Genomic DNA, 18,312 nt, shown 5'->3' with positions numbered 1-18,312 from the left:
AATGCGCGTGCGCGCGCCAATTTTCAGTTTTTTAGGGGGCGGTGTGGAGCATCTGGGCAAATCAGGGCGACCCGGCAGTGGCGGGCGCTGGTGGCCGTTGTGTGGCTGGTTGACGCTGGCGGCACTGGCGCCGGCGGTGCAGGCCGAGGAGGGCGAGGCGGTCCCGGTCGAGGCCACGGCTGCGGCGCGGTTGGTGGACGTCAATGAATACTTCGTGCGCGGCAATACCGTGCTCGATGCCCGGGCCATCGAGGAGGCGGTGTACCCGTTCCTCGGGCCGCAGAAGGCCCTGGCCGATATCGAAGGCGCTCGGGATGCGCTGCAGAAGGTCTATCAGGAACGCGGCTACCAGTCGGTGTTCGTCGAGCTGCCGGAGCAGAAGGTCGAGGACGGCATCGTCTACCTGCAGGTCAGTGAAACCAAGGTCGGCCGGGTGCGGGTGGTGGGGGCCAAGCATTACTCGCCGGTGGAGATCCGCGATCAGGTGCCGGCGCTGCAAGAAGGCCAGGTGCCGGATTTTGCCACGGTGCAAAGCCAGCTAGCCGGGCTCAACCGCGGCGCCGGGCGCCAGGTCATGCCGTTGGTGCGCGAAGGCCAGCGCCCGGGGACCATGGACGTGGACCTGCAAGTGGAAGACCAGAACCCCTGGCACGCCAGCGTCGGCCTGAACAACGACTACAGCGCCGACACCGAAAAGCTGCGCACGGTGGTCAATGTCGGCTACGACAACCTCTGGCAACTGGGCCACAGCATTTCCCTGACCTATTTCACCGCGCCCCAGGACACCGACAACGCCAAGGTCTGGTCCGGTTCCTACAGCGCGCCTTTGAGCGAGCGCTGGGCCCTGCAGTTTTCCGGTTACCAGTCCGACAGCAACATCGCCACCATCGGCGGCAGCAACGTGCTGGGCAAGGGCCATTCCTACGGGGTGTCGGCGATCTACAGCTTGCCCGCGGCCGGCAACTGGGCCAACTCGCTGTCGGTGGGGGTGGACTTCAAGGACTTCGAGGAAGAGATGCGCTTTGGCCGCAGCAGCGACCAGATTCCGCTCAAGTACGCCCCAGTGACCTTTGGCTACAACGGCTACCGCTACAGCGAAAAATCCCAGCTGGGCCTGGGCCTGAACCTGATCGTCGGCACCCGGCGCTTCTTCGGCTACGGCAGCGACGCCGAGGAGTTCCACTACAAGCGCGACGAGGCCAGCGCCAGTTTCTCGGTGCTCAAGGGCGACCTGAATTTCACCTACACCTTCGCTAACGACTGGCAGTCGGCGTCCAAGACCGCCTTCCAGCTGGCCTCCGGGCCTTTGGTGTCCAACGAGCAGTATTCCGCCGGTGGCGCCACCTCGGTGCGCGGCTACCTGGCCGCCGAGCGTACCGGGGATGAGGGCTACCTGTTCTCCCAGGAACTGCGCACGCCGTCCCTGGCCAAGTTCCTCGGCAGCTACGTGCAGGAGTGGCGTTTCTATGCCTTTGCCGAAGGCGCGCACCTGTCCCTGCACGAGCCGCTGCCCGAGCAGGAGGACCAATACAGCCTGGCCAGCGTTGGCCTCGGCACCCGCGCCAGTTTGAGCAAGTGGCTGTCCGGCAGCCTCGACTGGGGCTACCCGCTCAAAGACGGCCCCAACACCCAGAAATACGACCCGCGCCTGCACTTCAGTGTGCAAGCGACGTTCTGACTTTACGGAGACCCTTCCCATGCAACGCTTATTCCTGAGCCTGTTGATCTGCCTGGGCTTCGTGCTCCCGGCCACGGCCCATGCCTGGTGGCAGGACGACTGGCATTACCGCAAGCAGATCAGCGTGGACACCACGCCCCAGGGCGCGGCCATCAACGAGGCCCTGGGCCGCACCGCGCTGCTGGTGCGCCTGCACACCGGCAACTTCACCTTCGACGGGGTCAAGGAAGACGGCGCCGACCTGCGCTTTGTCGCCGCCGATGACAAGACCCTGCTCAACCACCAGATCGAAAGCTTCGACCCGCTGATGGGCATGGCGCTGATCTGGGTCGATGTGCCCAAGGTCGAAGGCGGCCAGCGCCAGGACATCTGGATGTACTACGGCAACCAGAAGGCCCCGAGCACCGCCAATGGTCAGCTGACCTTCGACCCCAGCTACACCGCCATCTACCACTTCGACGGCAGCAACGGCACCCCGGCCAAAGACACCTCCGCCTACGGCAACACCGCGCAGAACGCCACCGGCGCGGCGATTGACGGGGTCATCGGCCGCGCCTTGCAGTTCAGCGGCCAGCCGCTGTTGCTGCCGGCCAGCCCGTCGCTGCAGCACAACGCCGGCGGCGCCTTCACCTTCAGCGCCTGGGTGCGCCTGGATCAGGCCAGCGGTGAGCAACTGCTGCTGGCCCGCCGCGAAGGCGCCGGCAGCCTGCTGATCGGCATCAACCAGGGCCTGCCCTTCGTCGAAGTGGACGGCCAGCGCGCCGCCTCCACCCAGCCGCTGAACCCGGGGCAGTGGCAGCACCTGGCCCTGAGCGGCGAGGGCAGCCGCCTGGCGCTGTACGTCAACGGCCGCGAAACCGCGAGCCTGGCCCAGGCCATTCCGACCTTCAATTCGCCGTTGGCCATCGGTGCCGACCTGCCGCCCGCCGCTGGCGCCGAGGCCAGCCATTTCCTGCCGTTCACCGGGGCCCTGGACGAGCTGCGCCTGTCCAAGGTGGCGCGTCCGGCGGCGCTGATCCTGGCTGATGCCAGCGCCCAGGGCGCCGAGTCGAAGCTGGTGGCTTATGGCGTCGATGAAGAACAGTCGGGTTTTGGTTTCGGCAGCCTGGGCTTCCTGCTCAAGGCGGTGCCGGTGGATGCCTGGGTGATCATCCTGGTGCTGGTGGGGATGATGATCCAGTCCTGGGTGATCATGCTGCGCAAGAACCGCATGGTCGGCCGGGTCAGCGCCGCCAATGCGCTGTTCCGCGAGCAGTTCGCCAAGGTCGGCACGCGTCTGGAGATGTTCGCCGACGACCAGGTCCTGGCCAGCCGCCTGGAGCATTCCTCGCTGTGGCGCCTGTACCTGGTGGCGGTGAAAGAGATCCGCACCCGCCGCGAGCAGGGCGCCGACACCTCCTCGGTGTCGGCGGCCACCATCGAGGCCATCCGCTGCTCCATGGACGGGGTGCGCACCCGGGAAAACCAGCAGCTGAGTTCCAAGCTCTCGACCCTGTCCAACGCCATTGCCGGCGGCCCCTACATCGGCCTGTTGGGCACGGTGCTGGGGATCATGGTGGTGTTCCTCGGCACCGCCATGGCCGGTGACGTCAACATCAACGCCATCGCCCCGGGCATGGCCGCGGCCTTGCTGGCCACCGCCATGGGCCTGTTCGTCGCGATCCCGGCGCTGTTTGGCTACAACCGCCTGATCACCCGCAACAAGGAAGTCGGCGCCGACATGCGGGTGTTCGTCGACGAGTTCATCACCCGGCTGGCGGAGCTGCATGGCGAGAGCCAGCACAGCGAGAACGCCCACTGGCGGGTCAGTCACAGCAACGCGTCGGTTCCGGCCTGAGGAGAACTGCCATGGCTTCCGTGAACGCTTCCCATGACGACGAAGACGATGCCGCCGTCGACAGCATCAACATCACGCCCCTGGTGGACGTGCTGATGGTGGTGCTGGTGATGTTCATCCTCACCGCCACCGCCCAGGTTTCGGGCATCCAGATCCACCTGCCCAAGGCCAGCGCCTCGGTGTCGCTGTCCGAGGCCAAGACCAAGGCCATTTCGGTGAACGACGGCGGCCAGGTGTTCCTCGACGCCTACCCGGTGACCCTGGGCGAGCTGGAAGAGCGCCTGCGCATCGAGAAGGCGCAGAACCCGGACTTCCCGATCATCGTCCGTGGCGATGCCACGGTGCAGTACCAGAAGGTCATCGAAGTCCTCGACCTGCTGCGCCGCCTGGAGTTGTCCCAGGTCGGCCTGGTCACCGGCAAACCGAGCCAGGGCTGAGCCATGACCGCACAACAACCCATCGAACTGCCTCCGGTGCAGAACAAACCGCGAGCCGTGCGCCTGCTGAAGTGGGGCGCCGGATTGCTGCTGGGGGCCGTGGCCGCCTGGTTTTTGTGGCAGTGGGCCAATGACATGGCCGGGGTGCGTCGGGAAGCACCGAAGGTGCCGACCATCATCCCGCTGCCGCCTCCGCCACCACCCCCACCGCCGCCTCCGGAGAAACCCAAGGAGCCGGAGCCGGTGGAGGAAAAGATCCCGGAACCCGAACCTACGCCCACCCCCGAGGAGGTCAAGCCCGAGGAAGAAGCACCGCCCTCGCCGGCGGACGATCTGGCCAACCCGATGCAGATCGACGGCGATGCCCAGGCCGGCAACGACGGCTTCAACGTCGGCGCCGGCAAGGGCGGCGGCATGGCCGGCGCCGGTGGTGGCGGGCTGGGCACCGGCACCTACAAGCAGTACCTGGCGGCGACCTTCCAGCGCGCGCTGCGCGAGGACCCGGAGCTGCGCAAGAAGGCCTATGCGCTGCAGGTGGACCTGTGGCTCGGCGCCGACGGCCAAGTGACCCGCGCCGAACTGGCCGGCTCCAGCGGCAATCCCGAGACCGACCAGCAGGTGCTGGCGGCGCTGCGGGCCACGCCGCGCCTGAAAGAGCGCATGCCGGCCTCCCTGACCTTGCCGGTGCGCCTGTCCCTCAAGGGCCGGCGTCCGGAATGAGCGAACCCCTATTTGCAGTTTCTACAGGAGTTGTGTGCAGATGATTTCCACCGTGAATCGATTGACCCTGGCGCTCGGCATGGTCGCCCTGACCCTGGCCGGACAGGCCGCGGCTGCCGCCGCGCCTTCGGAGAACGCCACGATCAACCTGATCCGTCTGTTGGTGCAGCAGGGGGTATTGAAGCAGGAGCAGGCCGACGGGCTGATTGCCCAGGCCGAGAAAGAGGCCCAGCAGGCCCGCGCCGCCACCGCTGTGGCCGCTACCGGCCCCGCTGCGGCGCCCGGTGATGTGCGGGTGCAATATGTGCCGGCCATCGTCCGCGAGCAGATCCGCGATCAGGTCAAGGCCGAGGTCATGGCCACCGCCAAGCAGGAAAACTGGGCCCAGCCCAACACCTTCCCGGACTGGGTCTCGCGCATCAGCTTTGACGGTGACATCCGCCTGCGCCAGGAGTCGCGGTTCTTTGCCGACAACAACAGCAACGAGCTCGTCGACTACGCCAAGCTCAACGACAACGGCCCCTACGACGTCAACAAGGACACCAACAGCAAGCTGCCGCCGCTGCTCAACAGCCGCGAGGACCGCGACAACCTGTTCCGCCTGCGGGCGCGCCTGGGCATGAAGGCGGTGATCTCGCCGGAATGGACCGCCGGCATCCGCATCGGCACCGGCTCGGACAACAACCCGGTGTCCACCACCCAGACCCTGGGCGGCGGCTTCGGCAAGAAGGACATCTGGCTCGACCAGGGCTACCTGACCTGGAAGGCCACCCAGGACCTGACCCTGACTGGCGGGCGGATCGCCAACCCGTTCTATTCCACCGACATGCTGTATTCCAACGACCTGAACTTCGACGGCGTGGCGGCGATCTTCAACCACAAGCTGGGCAGCGACTGGGGCCTGTTCGGCACCCTCGGCGCCTTCCCGGTGGAGTACACCAACGACACCGCCACCAGCAACGGCTTCGACAAGAACGAGAGCGACACCAAGTGGCTGTTCGGCGGGCAGATTGGCGCCAACTGGAAGATCAACCGCAGCAACAGCCTCAAGGGCGCCTTGGCCTACTACCGCTTCGACGACATCGAAGGCCAGCGCTCCAGCCCATGCGCGCCTTGGGCCGGGGCCCCGGGCTGCGACACTGACGGCTCGCGGGTGGCCTTCATGCAGAAGGGCAACAGCGTGTTCCTGCTGCGCGACATCACCCCCAACCCGGCCACCCCGGGCCTGACCCCGCAGCCGCAGTTCGTCGGCCTGGCCTCCAAGTTCGACGTGCTCGACCTGAACCTGGCCTGGGACACCGAGCTGCCGGACGACCTGCGCCTGCGCAGCCAGACCAACTTCATCCGCAACCTGGCCTACGACAAGGGCGAGATGCTCAAGCGCAGCGAGGGCGAGATCGTCAATAACATCAACCGCAACGGCCAGTTCGAAAGTGGCGGCAATGCGCTGCTGGTGCAGTTCACCCTGGGCAACGCCCTGGAGATGAAGAAGTCCGGCGATTGGAACCTGCTGGCTGGCTACAAGTACATCCAGCCCGACGCCTTGCCCGACGGCTTCAACGATTCCTCGTTCCATCTGGGCGGCACCAACGCCAAGGGCTATTTCGTCGGCGGCAACTACGGCATCGACAAGAACATCTACGCCACGGCCCGCTACATGAGCGCCTCGGAAGTCTACGGGCCGCGCTATGAAGTCGACGTCATGCAGCTTGAACTCAATACGCGCTTCTAAGCATCAGGAGGAAGGTTATGAACAGCCGAGCGAGGGCAGGGGCGGTCAGCCTGTTAGTGGCCTGGGGCGTGCTGGCCAGCGCCAGCGCTAGCGCCGAAGGCATGGAGGAGCGCCTGCGCACCCAGTTGCGCAGCACCACCCAGCAGTTGCAGGCCTTGCAAAGCGAGCAGGCCCAGGCCGCGGCGGCGCGGATCGCCGCCGAGAACGCGGCCAAGCAAGCCCAGGCCGAGGTCAAGCAACTGAGCGCCGAGCTGGCCAAGACCCGCGGCGTGGCCGAGCAACTGGCCGGCCAGCAGCAGAACCTGCAAAGCCAGGCCCAAGCCCAGGCGGCGGCCAGCAGCGAGCAGTTGGGCAAGTTCAAGAAAGCCTACGAGGACTTGCTGGTGTTGGCCCGGGGCAAGGAAGCCGAGCGGGCGAAATTGCAGGCGCAATTGAGCGAACGTGACACACAAGTGCAGCAATGCGCGGTCAAGAATCAACAGATGTACGGCATCGCCAAACAGATCCTGGCGGCCTACGAAAAGATCGATGTGGCTGAGCTGGTGAAAATCCGCCAGCCCTTCGCCGGCAGCGCCCGGGTCAAGTTCGAGGAACTGGCCCAGGGTTTTGGCGACGAGCTTTACCAGACCCAGTTCGACGCCCCGCAGGCGGCGAGCACCCACTGATCACCAGGGAAGAGATGACCATGACTTTGATTACCAGCGTCACCACCGACAGCCTCACCGACCTGCTGCAAGGCGCCGGCTACCGGGTCAACCAGACCGAACAGAACGGCATCGTGCAACTGCTCAGCGCCAGCCAGGGCATCGGCTACGCCGTGCGTTTCGGCAACCCGGGCAGCGAGGCCGGGCACTATGTGGACTTCACCTACAGTTGCGCCCTGCGGGTGCAGGGCGAATTGCCGGCGGGGCTGGCGGAGCTGTGGAACGCCTCGCGGCGCTTTGCCCGGCTGTCGCTGCAGGGCGAGTTCCTGGTGATGGAGATGGACGTGGTGGTGGCCGGGGTCGGCGAGACTCACCTGCGCAGCCAGCTGGAGCTCTGGGACCGGCTGTTGCAGGAGTTCATCGTCTACCTGCGCGAATACAGCCAGCAGGCGGCCCAGTTGCAGGCCCAGGCCGAGCAGCCCCAGGCGCCACAAAGCCAACCCCAGGAAGAGGTGGCCAGCCTGTGAAAAAGCCGACCCTGGTGGTCGGTGCCGGGGCACTGACCCTGCTCGGCCTGGCGCTGGGGCTGGCCCTGCGCCCGGGTAACGACCCGGTGGCGGCGCAGCAGCCGGCACCGGCCGTGTTGCAGCAATCGGCGAGCACGCCGGCGGTGGCGCGCCTGGGCAACCAGCAGGTGGCGGCCGAGGAACTCAAGGCGCTGTTCGCCAGCCTGCCCGAGGAGTCCCGGGGGCAATTGCGCGGCAACCGCCCGGCCCTGGAAGCCTGGATACGTTCGCGCTTGGCGGAAAAGGCCGTGCTGGAACAGGCCGATGCCCAGGGCTGGCGCCAGCGCCCGGAGGTGGAGCAGCAGACCCGCGCCGCCACCGAGCAGATCGTGTTTCGCGACTACCTGCAGTCGGTCAGCCAGGTGCCGGCGGACTACCCCAGCGCCGCCGAACTGCAGCAGGCCTATGACAGCGGCAAGTCGGCGTGGCTGACCCCGCCGCTGTACCGGGTCAGCCAGATCTTCCTCGCCGTCGCCGACCCGCAGGCTGTCGATCAGGTACGGCGCCAGGCCCAGGAGCTGAGCCGCAAGGCCCAGGCCGCGCCGGGGGAGTTTGCCGCCTTGGCGGCGCAGTATTCCCAGGACTCGGGCAGCGCCCAGCGCGGCGGCGACGCGGGGCTGCAACCCTTGCAGCAACTGGTGCCGGAAGTGCGCAGCGCGGTGGCCCGGCTCAAGGTCGGTGGCGTTTCGGAGGTGGTGCAGAGCGCGGCGGGTTTCCATGTGCTTAAGCTCACCGAACAGCAGCCGGCGCGAACCGCCAGCCTGGATGAGCTGCGCGAGCGCCTGACCCAGGCTCTGCGCGCCCAGCGCCAGGAGCAGATCGCCAAGGCCTATTTGGAAGGCATGCTCAACACCGCGACCCTGAGCATTGACGGCGCCGTACTGAATCAGGTCCTGGAGGACACGTTGTAGGCGCCGGCTTGCCAGCGAAGGTGACCTCACGGGCCTCTTCGCCGGCAAGCCGTCTCCTACGGGGCAACACGCAGGCCCGGCAACCGTAGGCGCTGGCTTGCCAGCGAAGGCGGTCTCACGGTCCCCGCCGCCCGCCAAGGAAGCAACACTCAACAAGACAGGGAGTCACCAATGTCATTTCTCGAACCCGCTCCACACCAGGGTGTCGCACCCTACGTTGCGCCCCAGGAACCCCGGGAAGCCTGGCTGGCCCTGGCCGCCGGGGTCGATCCTGAGGTCGCCCAGTATTTCCTGGTCAGTGCCCGCTGCGGTTGCTTCATGCAGGCAGCCCGCAGCCTGAACATCAAGGCCACGCTGTTGCGCAAGCAACTGGCCTTGCTGGAAGAGCACCTGCGCCGTTCACTGTTCTGCTATCAGGGGAGTGCCTTGAGCCTGAGCCGCGAGGGCCTGCAACTGCAGGCACAACTGATTGCCCTGGCCCACCAGCGGCGGCTGCCGGTGATCGAGCAGCCGTTGATTCGGGTTGCCGTGGCGCAAACCCTTCTCCACGACATTCTCGGTCGCGACCTGATCGCCTTGCTGCGGCGCAATGCCAGCGCCCGCCTGGAGATCATTTCCATCGACAGCGACCTGTCCCTGCAAGCCCTGAGCGCCGATCTGGTGCTGTGGCTGGCGGCCGAAGACTCACCGCTGCCGGGGCCCAGTTTCGCCACCCGCGAGCCGCTGCCCCTGGCGCGCATCGACTACCTGCCACATATCGCCAAGCGCTACTCCCGGGTGGCGGCCCGTCCCGACAGCCTCGACGACCTGGCCGACTACATGCTGGTGCAGTGGCAGCACGACTCTCAGGTAGAGCCGTTCCGGCCCTGGAACAGCCTGGTGGAACAACGCCTGGCAGGGGTGGTGCACGTCCATGTCTATGAACTGATGCTGGAGATGATCCGCTGCAGCGCCTGCATCGGCTTGCTGCCTCAGTACATCAGCCATTTCGACCGCGGCCTGACTGCCTTGCCGGGGTTGTTCAGCGAGCCCATGCAGCGCCGGGCCTGGCTGGCGGTGAATGCCCAGGTGCAGCATGAGGAACAGGTGCAGCAACTGGTGGAGCTGATCCTCAACACCTTCAGCGAGCGTGAGGATTGGTTTGCTTGAGGCGCGCCGCCCCGTAGGGGTGGCCCGGTCCGAACGCTTGGCGCTGTCCGGACCGGGCACTCAGGCTCATGCCTTGGTGTCAGGGATCATCAGATCCTCCCAGTCGTCTTGTACTTCGGCGGTGCTGGTCTTCTTGTCGGGGAAGTGGGCGATGTTCCACTGGGTGTCGGTACTGAACTCGTCGCCGAGCAGGTCTTTGGCGATAGCGTTGGCTTTGATGGCCTCCTGCCGGTTTACCGGCACGTCACCCTCAAGGTCCTCGCCCTCTGGGTTGATCCATACCCCTGGCGCCGGGTTGACACCAGGATCGCCCCGGTAGGCGTCTTGCAGTTGTTTGCGTGCTTCTACGATCGCCGCCGCTTCAGCCCGGGGAGTGCCACGAGCTACAAGCAGGGCTTGTTCCATGGCGTCGCTTTGCCGAGGATCTGTGTCGCCAGCACAGTCAGTCGCCCGAGCTGTAGGGCAATGGTTTCTGAGGCCTGTGCCGCTCTGCGCTTGAGTGCCTCGCCAGAGTCGCATTCATGCCCTTACACTCGATGGCCATTTCCACTTCAAGGAAGACCGGCCATGCCTAACGCCAATCCCACTATCGTTATCGAGCGTTGCAACGAATCCCATATCGACGGCCTGACCGCGCTGTACAGCGAACCCAGCGTGGCGGCCCAGACCCTGCAACTGCCTTATCAGTCCCGCGAGTTGTGGCGCAAGCGTGTAACGCAGGGGCAGGACAACGAGGGGCTGGTTGCCTTGGTGGCGCTGCACCAGGGCATGGTGATCGGCAATTGCAGCCTGATGCAGGTGAGGCGTGTGCGCCGGGCCCACTGCGCCGAGGTTGGCATGGGGGTTGCCCCCTCCTGGCAGCGCCAGGGCGTCGGCAGCCGTCTGCTGGCGGCGGTGCTGGAGGTGGCGGATAACTGGATGAACCTGCGCCGGGTCGAACTCACGGTGTATGCCGATAACCAGCCGGCCATTGGCCTGTACCAGAAGTTCGGCTTTGAAACCGAAGGCCAGCTGCGGGACTACGCCATCCGTGGCGGACAATACGTCGACGTGCTGAGCATGGCCCGGCTGCGTCGTTGAGGCCGGGCTTGTGTAGCCGCTGCCGCAGGCTGCGAACGGCTTGGGCGGCATTCCGATGCAGGAGACGCAGGGATCTTGAGGCCGCCCAAGATTGACAGGCGATCGCCAAGCAAGGCCCTGCGGGCCTTGAGGTTCACTCCAGCAAAGCAAAATCCACCGCCGCCCGGGCATGTAATTCGGTGGTGTCGAGCAGGGGTAGGGGGCTGTGCTCGGGCTTGAGCAGCAGGCCGATTTCCGTGCAGCCGAGGATGATGGCCTGGGCACCACGGGCCCTGAGTGATTCGATCACTTGCTGGTACACCCGGCGCGACGCGTCGCTGATGATCCCCACGCACAATTCCTCGTAGATGATCCGGTGCACCGCCTGGCGCTCCTGCGCATCGGGCACCAGCACATTCAGTCCTTGTTGGCTCAGGCGGCTCTTGAGGAACTCCTGTTCCATGGTGAAGGCGGTGCCCAGCAGCCCGACGTTCAGGGTGCCGGCCGCCAGCGCGGCCTGGGCCGTTGGGTCGGCGATATGCAGGAAGGGCACGGCCGTGGCCGCCTGAATCTGCTCGGCCACCTTGTGCATGGTGTTGGTACAGAGCACCAGGCACTCGGCGCCGCCGGCCTGCAATCGCTGGGCGGCGTCTATCAGAATCCGCGCCGCTTCATCCCAGCGCCCGGCGTGCTGGGCCTGTTCGACAGGCCCGAAGTCGACGCTGTACATTAGCAACCGCGCCGAGCGCAGCGGCCCCAATTGATCGCGAACCTGCTGATTGATCAGGCGGTAGTATTCGGCGCTGGACTCCCAGCTCATGCCGCCGATCAGGCCGATGGTGCGCATGGGCAACTCCTCTGTGGTGTGGGTGAGTGAGCTTCAGTTTCGTCTCGCCTGAGCTGGCGATCTATCAGGAAATTTCACATGCCCGAGGTCCTCGAACACCGCCTGCTGGGCGGTCGGCTGCTTCTGCAACTGTTGCCCGCAGCCGCCTACAGCGCGCGCGATCCGGCGCAGTGGCAGACCCTGGGTGTGACCCTGGAACGCCAGCGCGGGGTGCATGCCATCGATTCCGATCGGCGCGAGGATTTCGACACCTGGCCCGGCACCCTGGCCTTGACGCCCAAGGGCGTTGAGGTGTTCTCCGAATCTGCCCGTGGCGGCGAATACCTGCTGGCGCGCTGGCAGGAGCAGACGCCGCTGATCCCCGGCGAGCGCCGCCTGCAGCGTTCGGGGCATGCCCAGGCCCTGGCCCTGGGGCGTGAAGCCCGGCGCCTGCTGTTGGCGCCTGTCATCGATGAGTTGGCCCTGGAGCACTGTGCCCTGGCCTTTGTCGGTCTGTCCCAGTCCCGCCACATTGCCACGGCGCCGTTACCACGGCTGGGGCAGGTGCTGGAGCAGATGGCCGACCAGTACGCCCAGCCCTTGTCCCTGGCGCAATTGGCACTCACTTACGGTCACAACGAACTGCGACTGCTGCGGGACTTTCACCGCGCCGTCGGCATGACGCCCCATGCCTGGATCACCGAGGTGCGGCTGCAGGCAGCCCGGCGCTTGCTGGAGCGCACGGACCTGCCCCTGGCGGCCATTGCCCACGACAGCGGCTTTGCCCACCAATCGCACCTGGGCAGCGCCTTGCGCAAAAGCCTCGGCCTGACCCCGCGCCAGTACCGGCTGCGTTTTCACTCCTGTCTCCCTGTACCTGTCCGGTCTCCCAGCCGCGGGCAGTAAACGGTCCGCAGCGACATGGCGGGGCAAGGTCGGAGCCAGCGGCTAGAGGAATGGGTTGGCCCTGGGGTAAACACCCCAACGCCGGGGACCGGCATCTGCCATGATCAAGACCGGCGACCTGCAGTTCCCAAAGGTCGATGCCAGGGACACACCGCAATGGACGATATCCAGCAACTGGGCGAGATGCTCCGCCACTACGCCGCCAGCGAAGCCCACAAGAAGCAGCTGTTCGACAGCCAGTCGGTGGTTTGGGCCCGGCGTATTCATGAGCTGTTCGGGCACATTGAACAGTGGCTGGCACCGGTGCTGCTGCCGGATCTGCTGGAGCTGCACCGTGAGCCTTATGTGGCCTTCAGCCCGGCATTGCCGGTGGAGAGTTCCACCTTTAACAGCGAGAAGCTGACCATTGTCATCGCTGGCAAACCCGTGGAGTTCGTCCCGGATGTGATGGGCCCTAATGGGCAGATTTCCCTGGCGGTGATCGGCCTGACGGCGGCGCGCCTGGGCAGTGTTTCCCTGGTGGGCGAGGCCAGCGGCGCCTGGCAATGGCGCAAGACCAACGGCCTCAAGGACCCCGACACCTTCGTTTTCGACGGCAACTTCCTGGCGGCCCAATTGCAGAGCCTGATCCCCCGCGAGCGCGCCTGATGTAGGCGCTGGCTTGCCGGCGAAAGCGAGCGCCGGCCATGTGCAGGTCTTGCGGGCCCCTTCGCCGGCAGGCCGGCTCTTATGGGGCAACACGCAGCACCGGCAACTGTAGGCGCTGGCTTGCCAGCGAAAGCGGCCTCTGGCCATGTACAAGGCTTGCGGGCCTCTTTGCCGGCAAGCCGGCTCCTACGGAGTGCGTTACATGTCCAGGTTGATCCACCCCGGCTTGGGCTCTTCCGGCGCCACGGCATTGATCTTCTTGCCGGTGGCCACTTCCACGCGATGCGCTACGTCGGGGTCGTCGGCAAAGGGAATCAGGCTGGCGTCATCCAGGCTCTTGGCGCTCTGGTGGCGCAGGCAGTACTCGATGCTGAGGTAGAGAAACGCCACCCCCAGCAGATTGAACAGAATATCCATCGCCATCCGGCTCCCTAAAAAAGCCGCCGGTCACTGGGACCGGCGGGCAATAACTGGCTCAGGCGATCTGTGCGTCGCTCAGGGCCAGTTCTTCATCGGCCACGCGTACCGTGCGCCAGGTGTTGTAGGCCATCAGCAGCATGCCACTGAGGAAGAACACGCCACCGGCAAAGCGCACCACGAACCCCGGATGGCTGGCCACCAGGGCCTCGACGAAGGAGTAGGTGAGGGTGCCGTCTTCGTTGACCGCGCGCCACATCAGGCCCTGGGTGATGCCGTTGACCCACATCGAAGCGATGTAGAGCACGGTGCCGATGGTGGCCAGCCAGAAGTGCAGGTTGATCAGCGGCACGCTGTACATCTGCTCGCGGCCGAAGACCTTGGGCACCATGTGGTAGATCGCACCGAAGGTGATCATGGCCACCCAGCCCAGGGCCCCGGCGTGCACGTGGCCGATGGTCCAGTCGGTGTAGTGGGACAGGGCGTTGACGGTCTTGATCGCCATCATCGGGCCTTCGAAGGTCGACATGCCGTAGAACGCCAGGGACAGCACCAGAAAGCGCAGGATCGGGTCGGTGCGCAGCTTATGCCAGGCGCCCGAGAGGGTCATCATGCCGTTGATCATGCCGCCCCAGCTGGGGGCCAGGAGGATCAGCGACATGGCCATGCCCAGGGACTGCGCCCAGTCTGGCAGGGCGGTGTAGTGCAAGTGGTGCGGGCCGGCCCAGATGTACAGGGTGATCAGCGCCCAGAAGTGCACGATGGACAGACGATAGGAGTACACCGGGCGTCCCACTTGCTTGGGCACGAAGTAGTACATCATCCCGAGAAAGCCGGTGGTCAGGAAGAAGCCCACGGCGTTGTGCCCGTACCACCACTGGACCATGGCGTCGGTGGCCCCGGAATACACCGGGTAGGACTTGAACCAGTCCACCGGGATCGACAGGTGGTTGACCACATGAAGCATGGCGATCACCAGGATGAAGGCACCGAAGAACCAGTTGCCGACATAAATGTGCTGGCTCTTGCGCCTTACCACGGTGGTGAAGAAGACGATGGCATAGGCCACCCAGACCACCGCCATCCACACCGCGCCGGCGAATTCGATCTCGGCGTATTCCTTGGTGGTGGTGTAGCCCAGGGGCAGGGTGATCAGCATGATCACGATCACCGACTGCCAGCCCCAGAAGGTGAAGGCGGCCAGGGTGTCGGAGTACAGCCGCACCTGGCAGGTACGCTGTACGGCGTAATAGCTGGCGGCGAACTGGGCGCTGCCGGCAAAGCCGAAGATCACCAGGCTGGTGTGCAGCGGCCGCAGGCGGCCGAAGGTGCTCCAGGGCAGATCGAGGTTCATCTCCGGCCACACCAGTTGCGAGGCGATCCACACCCCCATGGCCATGCCGATCACGCCCCATACCACGGTTGCGACGACGAATTGGCGAACCACCTTGTAGTTGTAGGCCTGTCCGATTGTTGCTGAGTTCATGGTCAATGCTTCCACGGTTGCAAAGTCTTGCCAGGCCACCCGGTCTGGCACGGGGTGCACTGTAGGAATCAGCGGGGAAACAAAACAGGCTCAGAAAAACTGCATTAATACGGATCAGATTTATCTCATGTCCACGGCACTATGGTGGCGGCTGATATGGTTTTTTAGTTTTTACCTGAATCTGTAACGTTCTGCGCCGTACGCGCATAGTCGCCCCCTCACAATACGCGCCGTTTCGAGCACGACCAGCACCGATGAGGATGAGGTAGGCACATGTATCAGTACGACGACTATGACCGGGCCCTGGTCTTTGAGCGGGTGGCGCAGTTTCGTGATCAGGTCGAGCGCTTCATGGGCGGCCAACTGAGCGAGGAGGAGTTCCTGCCCCTGCGCCTGCAGAACGGCCTGTATATGCAGAAGCACGCCTACATGCTGCGGGTGGCGATTCCCTACGGCACCCTGAGCGCCCGGCAGATGCGCACCCTGGCCAGCATCGCCCGGGACTTCGACCGCGGCTACGGTCACTTCACCACTCGGCAGAACCTGCAGTTCAACTGGATCGAGCTGGCCCAGGTGCCGGACATCCTGCAGCGCCTGGCCGAGGTGGAGATGCACGCCATCCAGACCTCCGGCAACTGCGTGCGCAACATCACCACCGAGGCCTTTGCCGGGGTCGCCGCCGATGAGTACCTGGACCCACGCCCCCTGGCGGAGATCCTGCGCCAGTGGTCCACCATCAACCCGGAATTCCTGTTCCTGCCGCGCAAGTTCAAGATCGCCATCTGCTCGGCCAGGCAGGACCGCGCGGCGATCATGATGCATGACATCGGCCTGTATCTTTATCGTGCCCGCAGCGGCGAAATGCTTTTGCGCGTGATCGTCGGCGGGGGCCTGGGGCGCACGCCGATCCTTGGCCTGCAGATTCGTGACGGGCTGCCCTGGCAGCACCTGCTGTCCTACGTCGAGGCGGTGCTGCGGGTCTACAACCGCTATGGCCGGCGTGACAACAAGTACAAGGCGCGGATCAAGATCCTGGTCAAGGCCCTGGGCATCGAGGCCTTCGCCAAGGAAGTGGAGGAGGAGTGGCAGCACCTCAAGGATGGTCCGGCGCAGCTCACCGACGAGGAGTACCAACGGGTCGCCAGTGCCTTTGTGCCGCCGATCTACGAGCGCCTGGCGGACACCGATCTGGATTACGGCAGCCACCTGGCCGAGTCCCCGGCCTTCGCCCGCTGGGTGGCGCGCAATGTGCACCCGCACAAGGTGCCGGGTTACACCTGCGTGGTGCTGTCCACCAAACCGGGGCCAAGCTCGCCGCCGGGGGACGTCACCGGTCAGCAGATGGAGGCGGTGGCCGACTGGTCCGAGCGTTTCGGCTTCGGCGAGATTCGTATTGCCCATGAACAGAACATCGTCCTGCCGGATGTGCCCAAGTCGCAGCTGTTCGAGCTTTGGCAGTGTGCCTCTGAGCATGGCCTGGGCACCGCCAACGCGGGCTTGCTGACCGACATCATCGCCTGCCCGGGCGGCGACTTCTGTGCCCTGGCCAACGCCCGGTCGCTGCCGATTACCCTGGCCATCCAGCAGCGCTTCGAGGACCTGGACTACCTCCACGACCTGGGGGATATCAGCCTGAACATCTCCGGCTGCATGAACGCTTGCGGCCACCACCACATCGGCAATATCGGCATTCTCGGGGTCGACAAGAACGGCAGCGAGTGGTTCCAGGTCACCCTGGGTGGCGCCAAGGGCCGTGACAGCGCCCTGGGCAAGGTGATCGGGCCGTCCTTCAGCGCCGAGGAAATCCCCGAAGTGATCGAGCGCATCATCGCCACCTTCGTGCGCTACCGGGAAAGCGACGAACCCTTCGTCGAGACCCTGCAGCGCATCGGCCTGGAGCCGTTCAAGGAGCGGGTCTATCCCAAGGCCCTGGAGGCGCTGGCATGAACAATCTGCTGCGGCTGTGCGAGGGCGAAGCCCAATTGGTCGAGGACGATGCCTGGAGCCTGGTGCGCGGGGTTGACGATACGCTGCCCGACGGGCCGCTGATCCTGCCCCTGGCCCTGTGGCTGATGCGTCGCATCGAGCATCACCCGGCCCGGGACGGCGTGTGGATCGGCCCGGATGACGAAGTGGAAAGCCTCAAGCCCTGGCTCAAGCTGATCCCGCTGATTGCCGTGGACTTCCCCAGCTTTCGTGATGGCCGGGGCTACAGCCAGGCCTACCTGCTGCGTACCCGCCTGGGCTGGATGGGCGAGTTGCGGGCCATTGGCGACGTGCTGCGCGATCAACTGAGCCATATGCGCCAGTGCGGCTTCGACAGCTTTGCCGTGCGCGAAGACAAATGCGCCCAGGACGCCCTCAAGGGGCTGGTGGGCATGAGCGTGCTCTATGGCCGCTCAGTGATCGAACCCCGGCCGCTGTTCCGCCGCAGGTAACCGCCGGCGTGCCAGCAACGGGACCCCGAAGATGATGTTTGTCGGGGTCCCTGGTGGCCTTTCATCCTGAAAACACCCTGCTCGGCAACCATCCTTTGGCTATACCTGTAACTCCCCTGGCCAGTTCCTGGCTGTTTCACCTACAGGAGTTACCCATGAAACTTGCATTGATGATCGGCACGGCGTGCCTTGCCTCTTTGGCCATGGTCGGCTGCTCCAGCAACGTGACCCAGCCCGACGAATACTCCGGGTTTCTCCAGGATTACAGCCGACTCAAGGAGGCCAAGTCGCCCTCCGGGGTGGAGGTGATGCGCTGGATCGATCCCAAGCTGGATGTAGGCCGGTACCGGTCGATCTACATCGAACCCACCCAGTTCTATCCGCAGCCACAAGCCACGGCGAAGATTCCCCAGAGCACCCTCGACGGTATCAATCAGTACTACGACCAGGCCCTCAGGCGTGAGGCGGCGCGCAGCCTGCCCCTGGCTCAAGGCCCCGGGTCGGGGGTGCTGGTGGTGCGGGCGGCAATCACGGCGGTCAGCAGTAAAACCGAAGGCCTGAAGCCTTATGAAATCATTCCTGTGGCCCTGGTGGCAGCGGCGGTCAGCACCGCCAGCGGAATTCGCGACCAGCAAACCACGCTGGGCACCGAGGCCGTGTTTCTCGATGGCAGCAGCGGCAAGGTCATTGCCCAGGTGGTGCGCAAGGGCACTGGCAAGCCCCTGGAAAACGACACGCAAGTGATGAAGGCCGATGACGTGAAGAACGTCATCGACGGTTGGGCGGCTGACTTCCACCAGTCTTTCGTCAAGTTCAAGGGGCGTTAGGGCCTGACTGTCCGGCGGCGGCCAACAGGGC

At 65.2% G+C, this 18,312-nt stretch carries 19 protein-coding genes; 15 read left to right on the top strand and 4 right to left on the bottom strand.

The window, feature by feature from the left end:
* The first annotated feature begins 1 nt into the window (after window position 1).
* The 9 genes from ACMGF8_RS21630 (at window position 2) to ACMGF8_RS21590 (ending at window position 9,674) form a co-directional block, all read left to right on the top strand.
* On the top strand, window positions 2-1,678 hold the full coding sequence (locus ACMGF8_RS21630; protein WP_250330596.1) for a ShlB/FhaC/HecB family hemolysin secretion/activation protein: 1,677 nt from the start codon (window positions 2-4) through the stop codon (window positions 1,676-1,678).
* A 19-nt stretch (window positions 1,679-1,697) separates the two neighbouring features.
* A complete protein-coding gene (locus tag ACMGF8_RS21625; protein WP_207165950.1) occupies window positions 1,698-3,515 on the top strand; it encodes a DUF2341 domain-containing protein in 1,818 nt (605 codons plus the stop codon).
* Window positions 3,516-3,526: 11 nt separating this feature from the next.
* Window positions 3,527-3,952, top strand: coding sequence for an ExbD/TolR family protein (locus ACMGF8_RS21620; protein WP_011061113.1), 426 nt, complete (start codon window positions 3,527-3,529; stop codon window positions 3,950-3,952).
* A gap of 3 nt (window positions 3,953-3,955) precedes the next feature.
* Window positions 3,956-4,672, top strand: coding sequence for an energy transducer TonB family protein (locus tag ACMGF8_RS21615; protein WP_115580153.1), 717 nt, complete (start codon window positions 3,956-3,958; stop codon window positions 4,670-4,672).
* 40 nt (window positions 4,673-4,712) lie between these two features.
* Complete coding sequence (locus ACMGF8_RS21610) at window positions 4,713-6,404, top strand: putative porin (RefSeq protein ID WP_102863407.1); 1,692 nt, start codon at window positions 4,713-4,715, stop codon at window positions 6,402-6,404.
* 17 nt (window positions 6,405-6,421) lie between these two features.
* On the top strand, window positions 6,422-7,069 hold the full coding sequence (locus ACMGF8_RS21605; RefSeq protein WP_207165947.1) for a DNA repair protein: 648 nt from the start codon (window positions 6,422-6,424) through the stop codon (window positions 7,067-7,069).
* Between the two features lie 20 nt (window positions 7,070-7,089).
* Window positions 7,090-7,575: a YbjN domain-containing protein gene (locus ACMGF8_RS21600; protein ID WP_102863584.1), complete on the top strand. Its 486-nt coding sequence runs from the start codon at window positions 7,090-7,092 to the stop codon at window positions 7,573-7,575.
* Window positions 7,572-8,525, top strand: coding sequence for a peptidylprolyl isomerase (locus ACMGF8_RS21595; protein ID WP_250330595.1), 954 nt, complete (start codon window positions 7,572-7,574; stop codon window positions 8,523-8,525). Before ACMGF8_RS21600 ends, ACMGF8_RS21595 begins: the two co-directional genes overlap by 4 nt.
* Window positions 8,526-8,696: 171 nt before the next feature.
* Window positions 8,697-9,674 carry a LysR family transcriptional regulator gene (locus ACMGF8_RS21590; protein WP_102863410.1) on the top strand — a complete coding sequence of 326 codons (978 nt, stop codon included), beginning with the start codon at window positions 8,697-8,699 and terminating at the stop codon, window positions 9,672-9,674.
* A gap of 66 nt (window positions 9,675-9,740) precedes the next feature.
* Here the strand turns inward: ACMGF8_RS21590 and ACMGF8_RS21585 are convergent, their stop codons facing one another.
* Window positions 9,741-10,079: a hypothetical protein gene (locus ACMGF8_RS21585; RefSeq protein ID WP_250330594.1), complete on the bottom strand. Its 339-nt coding sequence runs from the start codon at window positions 10,077-10,079 to the stop codon at window positions 9,741-9,743.
* Window positions 10,080-10,241: 162 nt separating this feature from the next.
* Here ACMGF8_RS21585 and ACMGF8_RS21580 point away from each other — a divergent pair, with 162 nt between their 5' ends.
* On the top strand, window positions 10,242-10,754 hold the full coding sequence (locus ACMGF8_RS21580) for a GNAT family N-acetyltransferase (protein ID WP_102863412.1): 513 nt from the start codon (window positions 10,242-10,244) through the stop codon (window positions 10,752-10,754).
* Between the two features lie 133 nt (window positions 10,755-10,887).
* Here ACMGF8_RS21580 and ACMGF8_RS21575 read toward each other — a convergent pair whose 3' ends face one another.
* Window positions 10,888-11,580, bottom strand: a complete 693-nt coding sequence (locus tag ACMGF8_RS21575; protein ID WP_250330593.1) for an aspartate/glutamate racemase family protein — start codon at window positions 11,578-11,580, stop codon at window positions 10,888-10,890.
* A 78-nt stretch (window positions 11,581-11,658) separates the two neighbouring features.
* On the opposite strand from ACMGF8_RS21575, the gene ACMGF8_RS21570 reads away from it, so the two are divergent.
* Entirely contained in the window at window positions 11,659-12,465 is an 807-nt protein-coding gene (locus ACMGF8_RS21570) for a helix-turn-helix domain-containing protein (RefSeq protein ID WP_250330592.1), read from the top strand.
* A 156-nt stretch (window positions 12,466-12,621) separates the two neighbouring features.
* The gene (locus ACMGF8_RS21565; protein ID WP_250330591.1) at window positions 12,622-13,113 is read left to right on the top strand and encodes a hypothetical protein; all 492 of its coding nucleotides are present in this window, start codon (window positions 12,622-12,624) and stop codon (window positions 13,111-13,113) included.
* A gap of 198 nt (window positions 13,114-13,311) precedes the next feature.
* On the opposite strand, the gene ACMGF8_RS21560 is transcribed toward ACMGF8_RS21565, so the two are convergent.
* Entirely contained in the window at window positions 13,312-13,530 is a 219-nt protein-coding gene (locus ACMGF8_RS21560; protein WP_102863416.1) for a CcoQ/FixQ family Cbb3-type cytochrome c oxidase assembly chaperone, read from the bottom strand.
* Between the two features lie 58 nt (window positions 13,531-13,588).
* A complete protein-coding gene (gene ccoN, locus ACMGF8_RS21555; protein ID WP_102863417.1) occupies window positions 13,589-15,016 on the bottom strand; it encodes a cytochrome-c oxidase, cbb3-type subunit I in 1,428 nt (475 codons plus the stop codon).
* A gap of 273 nt (window positions 15,017-15,289) precedes the next feature.
* On the opposite strand from ccoN, the gene ACMGF8_RS21550 reads away from it, so the two are divergent.
* From ACMGF8_RS21550 to ACMGF8_RS21540, 3 genes are all read left to right on the top strand, one after another.
* Window positions 15,290-16,963, top strand: a complete 1,674-nt coding sequence (locus ACMGF8_RS21550) for a nitrite/sulfite reductase (RefSeq protein ID WP_102863418.1) — start codon at window positions 15,290-15,292, stop codon at window positions 16,961-16,963.
* Window positions 16,960-17,454: a DUF934 domain-containing protein gene (locus ACMGF8_RS21545; RefSeq protein ID WP_102863419.1), complete on the top strand. Its 495-nt coding sequence runs from the start codon at window positions 16,960-16,962 to the stop codon at window positions 17,452-17,454. Before ACMGF8_RS21550 ends, ACMGF8_RS21545 begins: the two co-directional genes overlap by 4 nt.
* Window positions 17,455-17,609: 155 nt before the next feature.
* On the top strand, window positions 17,610-18,281 hold the full coding sequence (locus ACMGF8_RS21540; RefSeq protein ID WP_416757061.1) for a DUF3313 domain-containing protein: 672 nt from the start codon (window positions 17,610-17,612) through the stop codon (window positions 18,279-18,281).
* Window positions 18,282-18,312 lie beyond the last annotated feature (31 nt).

The organism is Pseudomonas sp. BNK-7 (assembly GCF_048072025.1).
GTDB lineage: Bacteria > Pseudomonadota > Gammaproteobacteria > Pseudomonadales > Pseudomonadaceae > Aquipseudomonas > Aquipseudomonas danubii.
The sequence above is the reverse complement of the archived record's forward strand: the minus strand, read 5'-3'. Positions and strand labels throughout refer to the sequence as shown.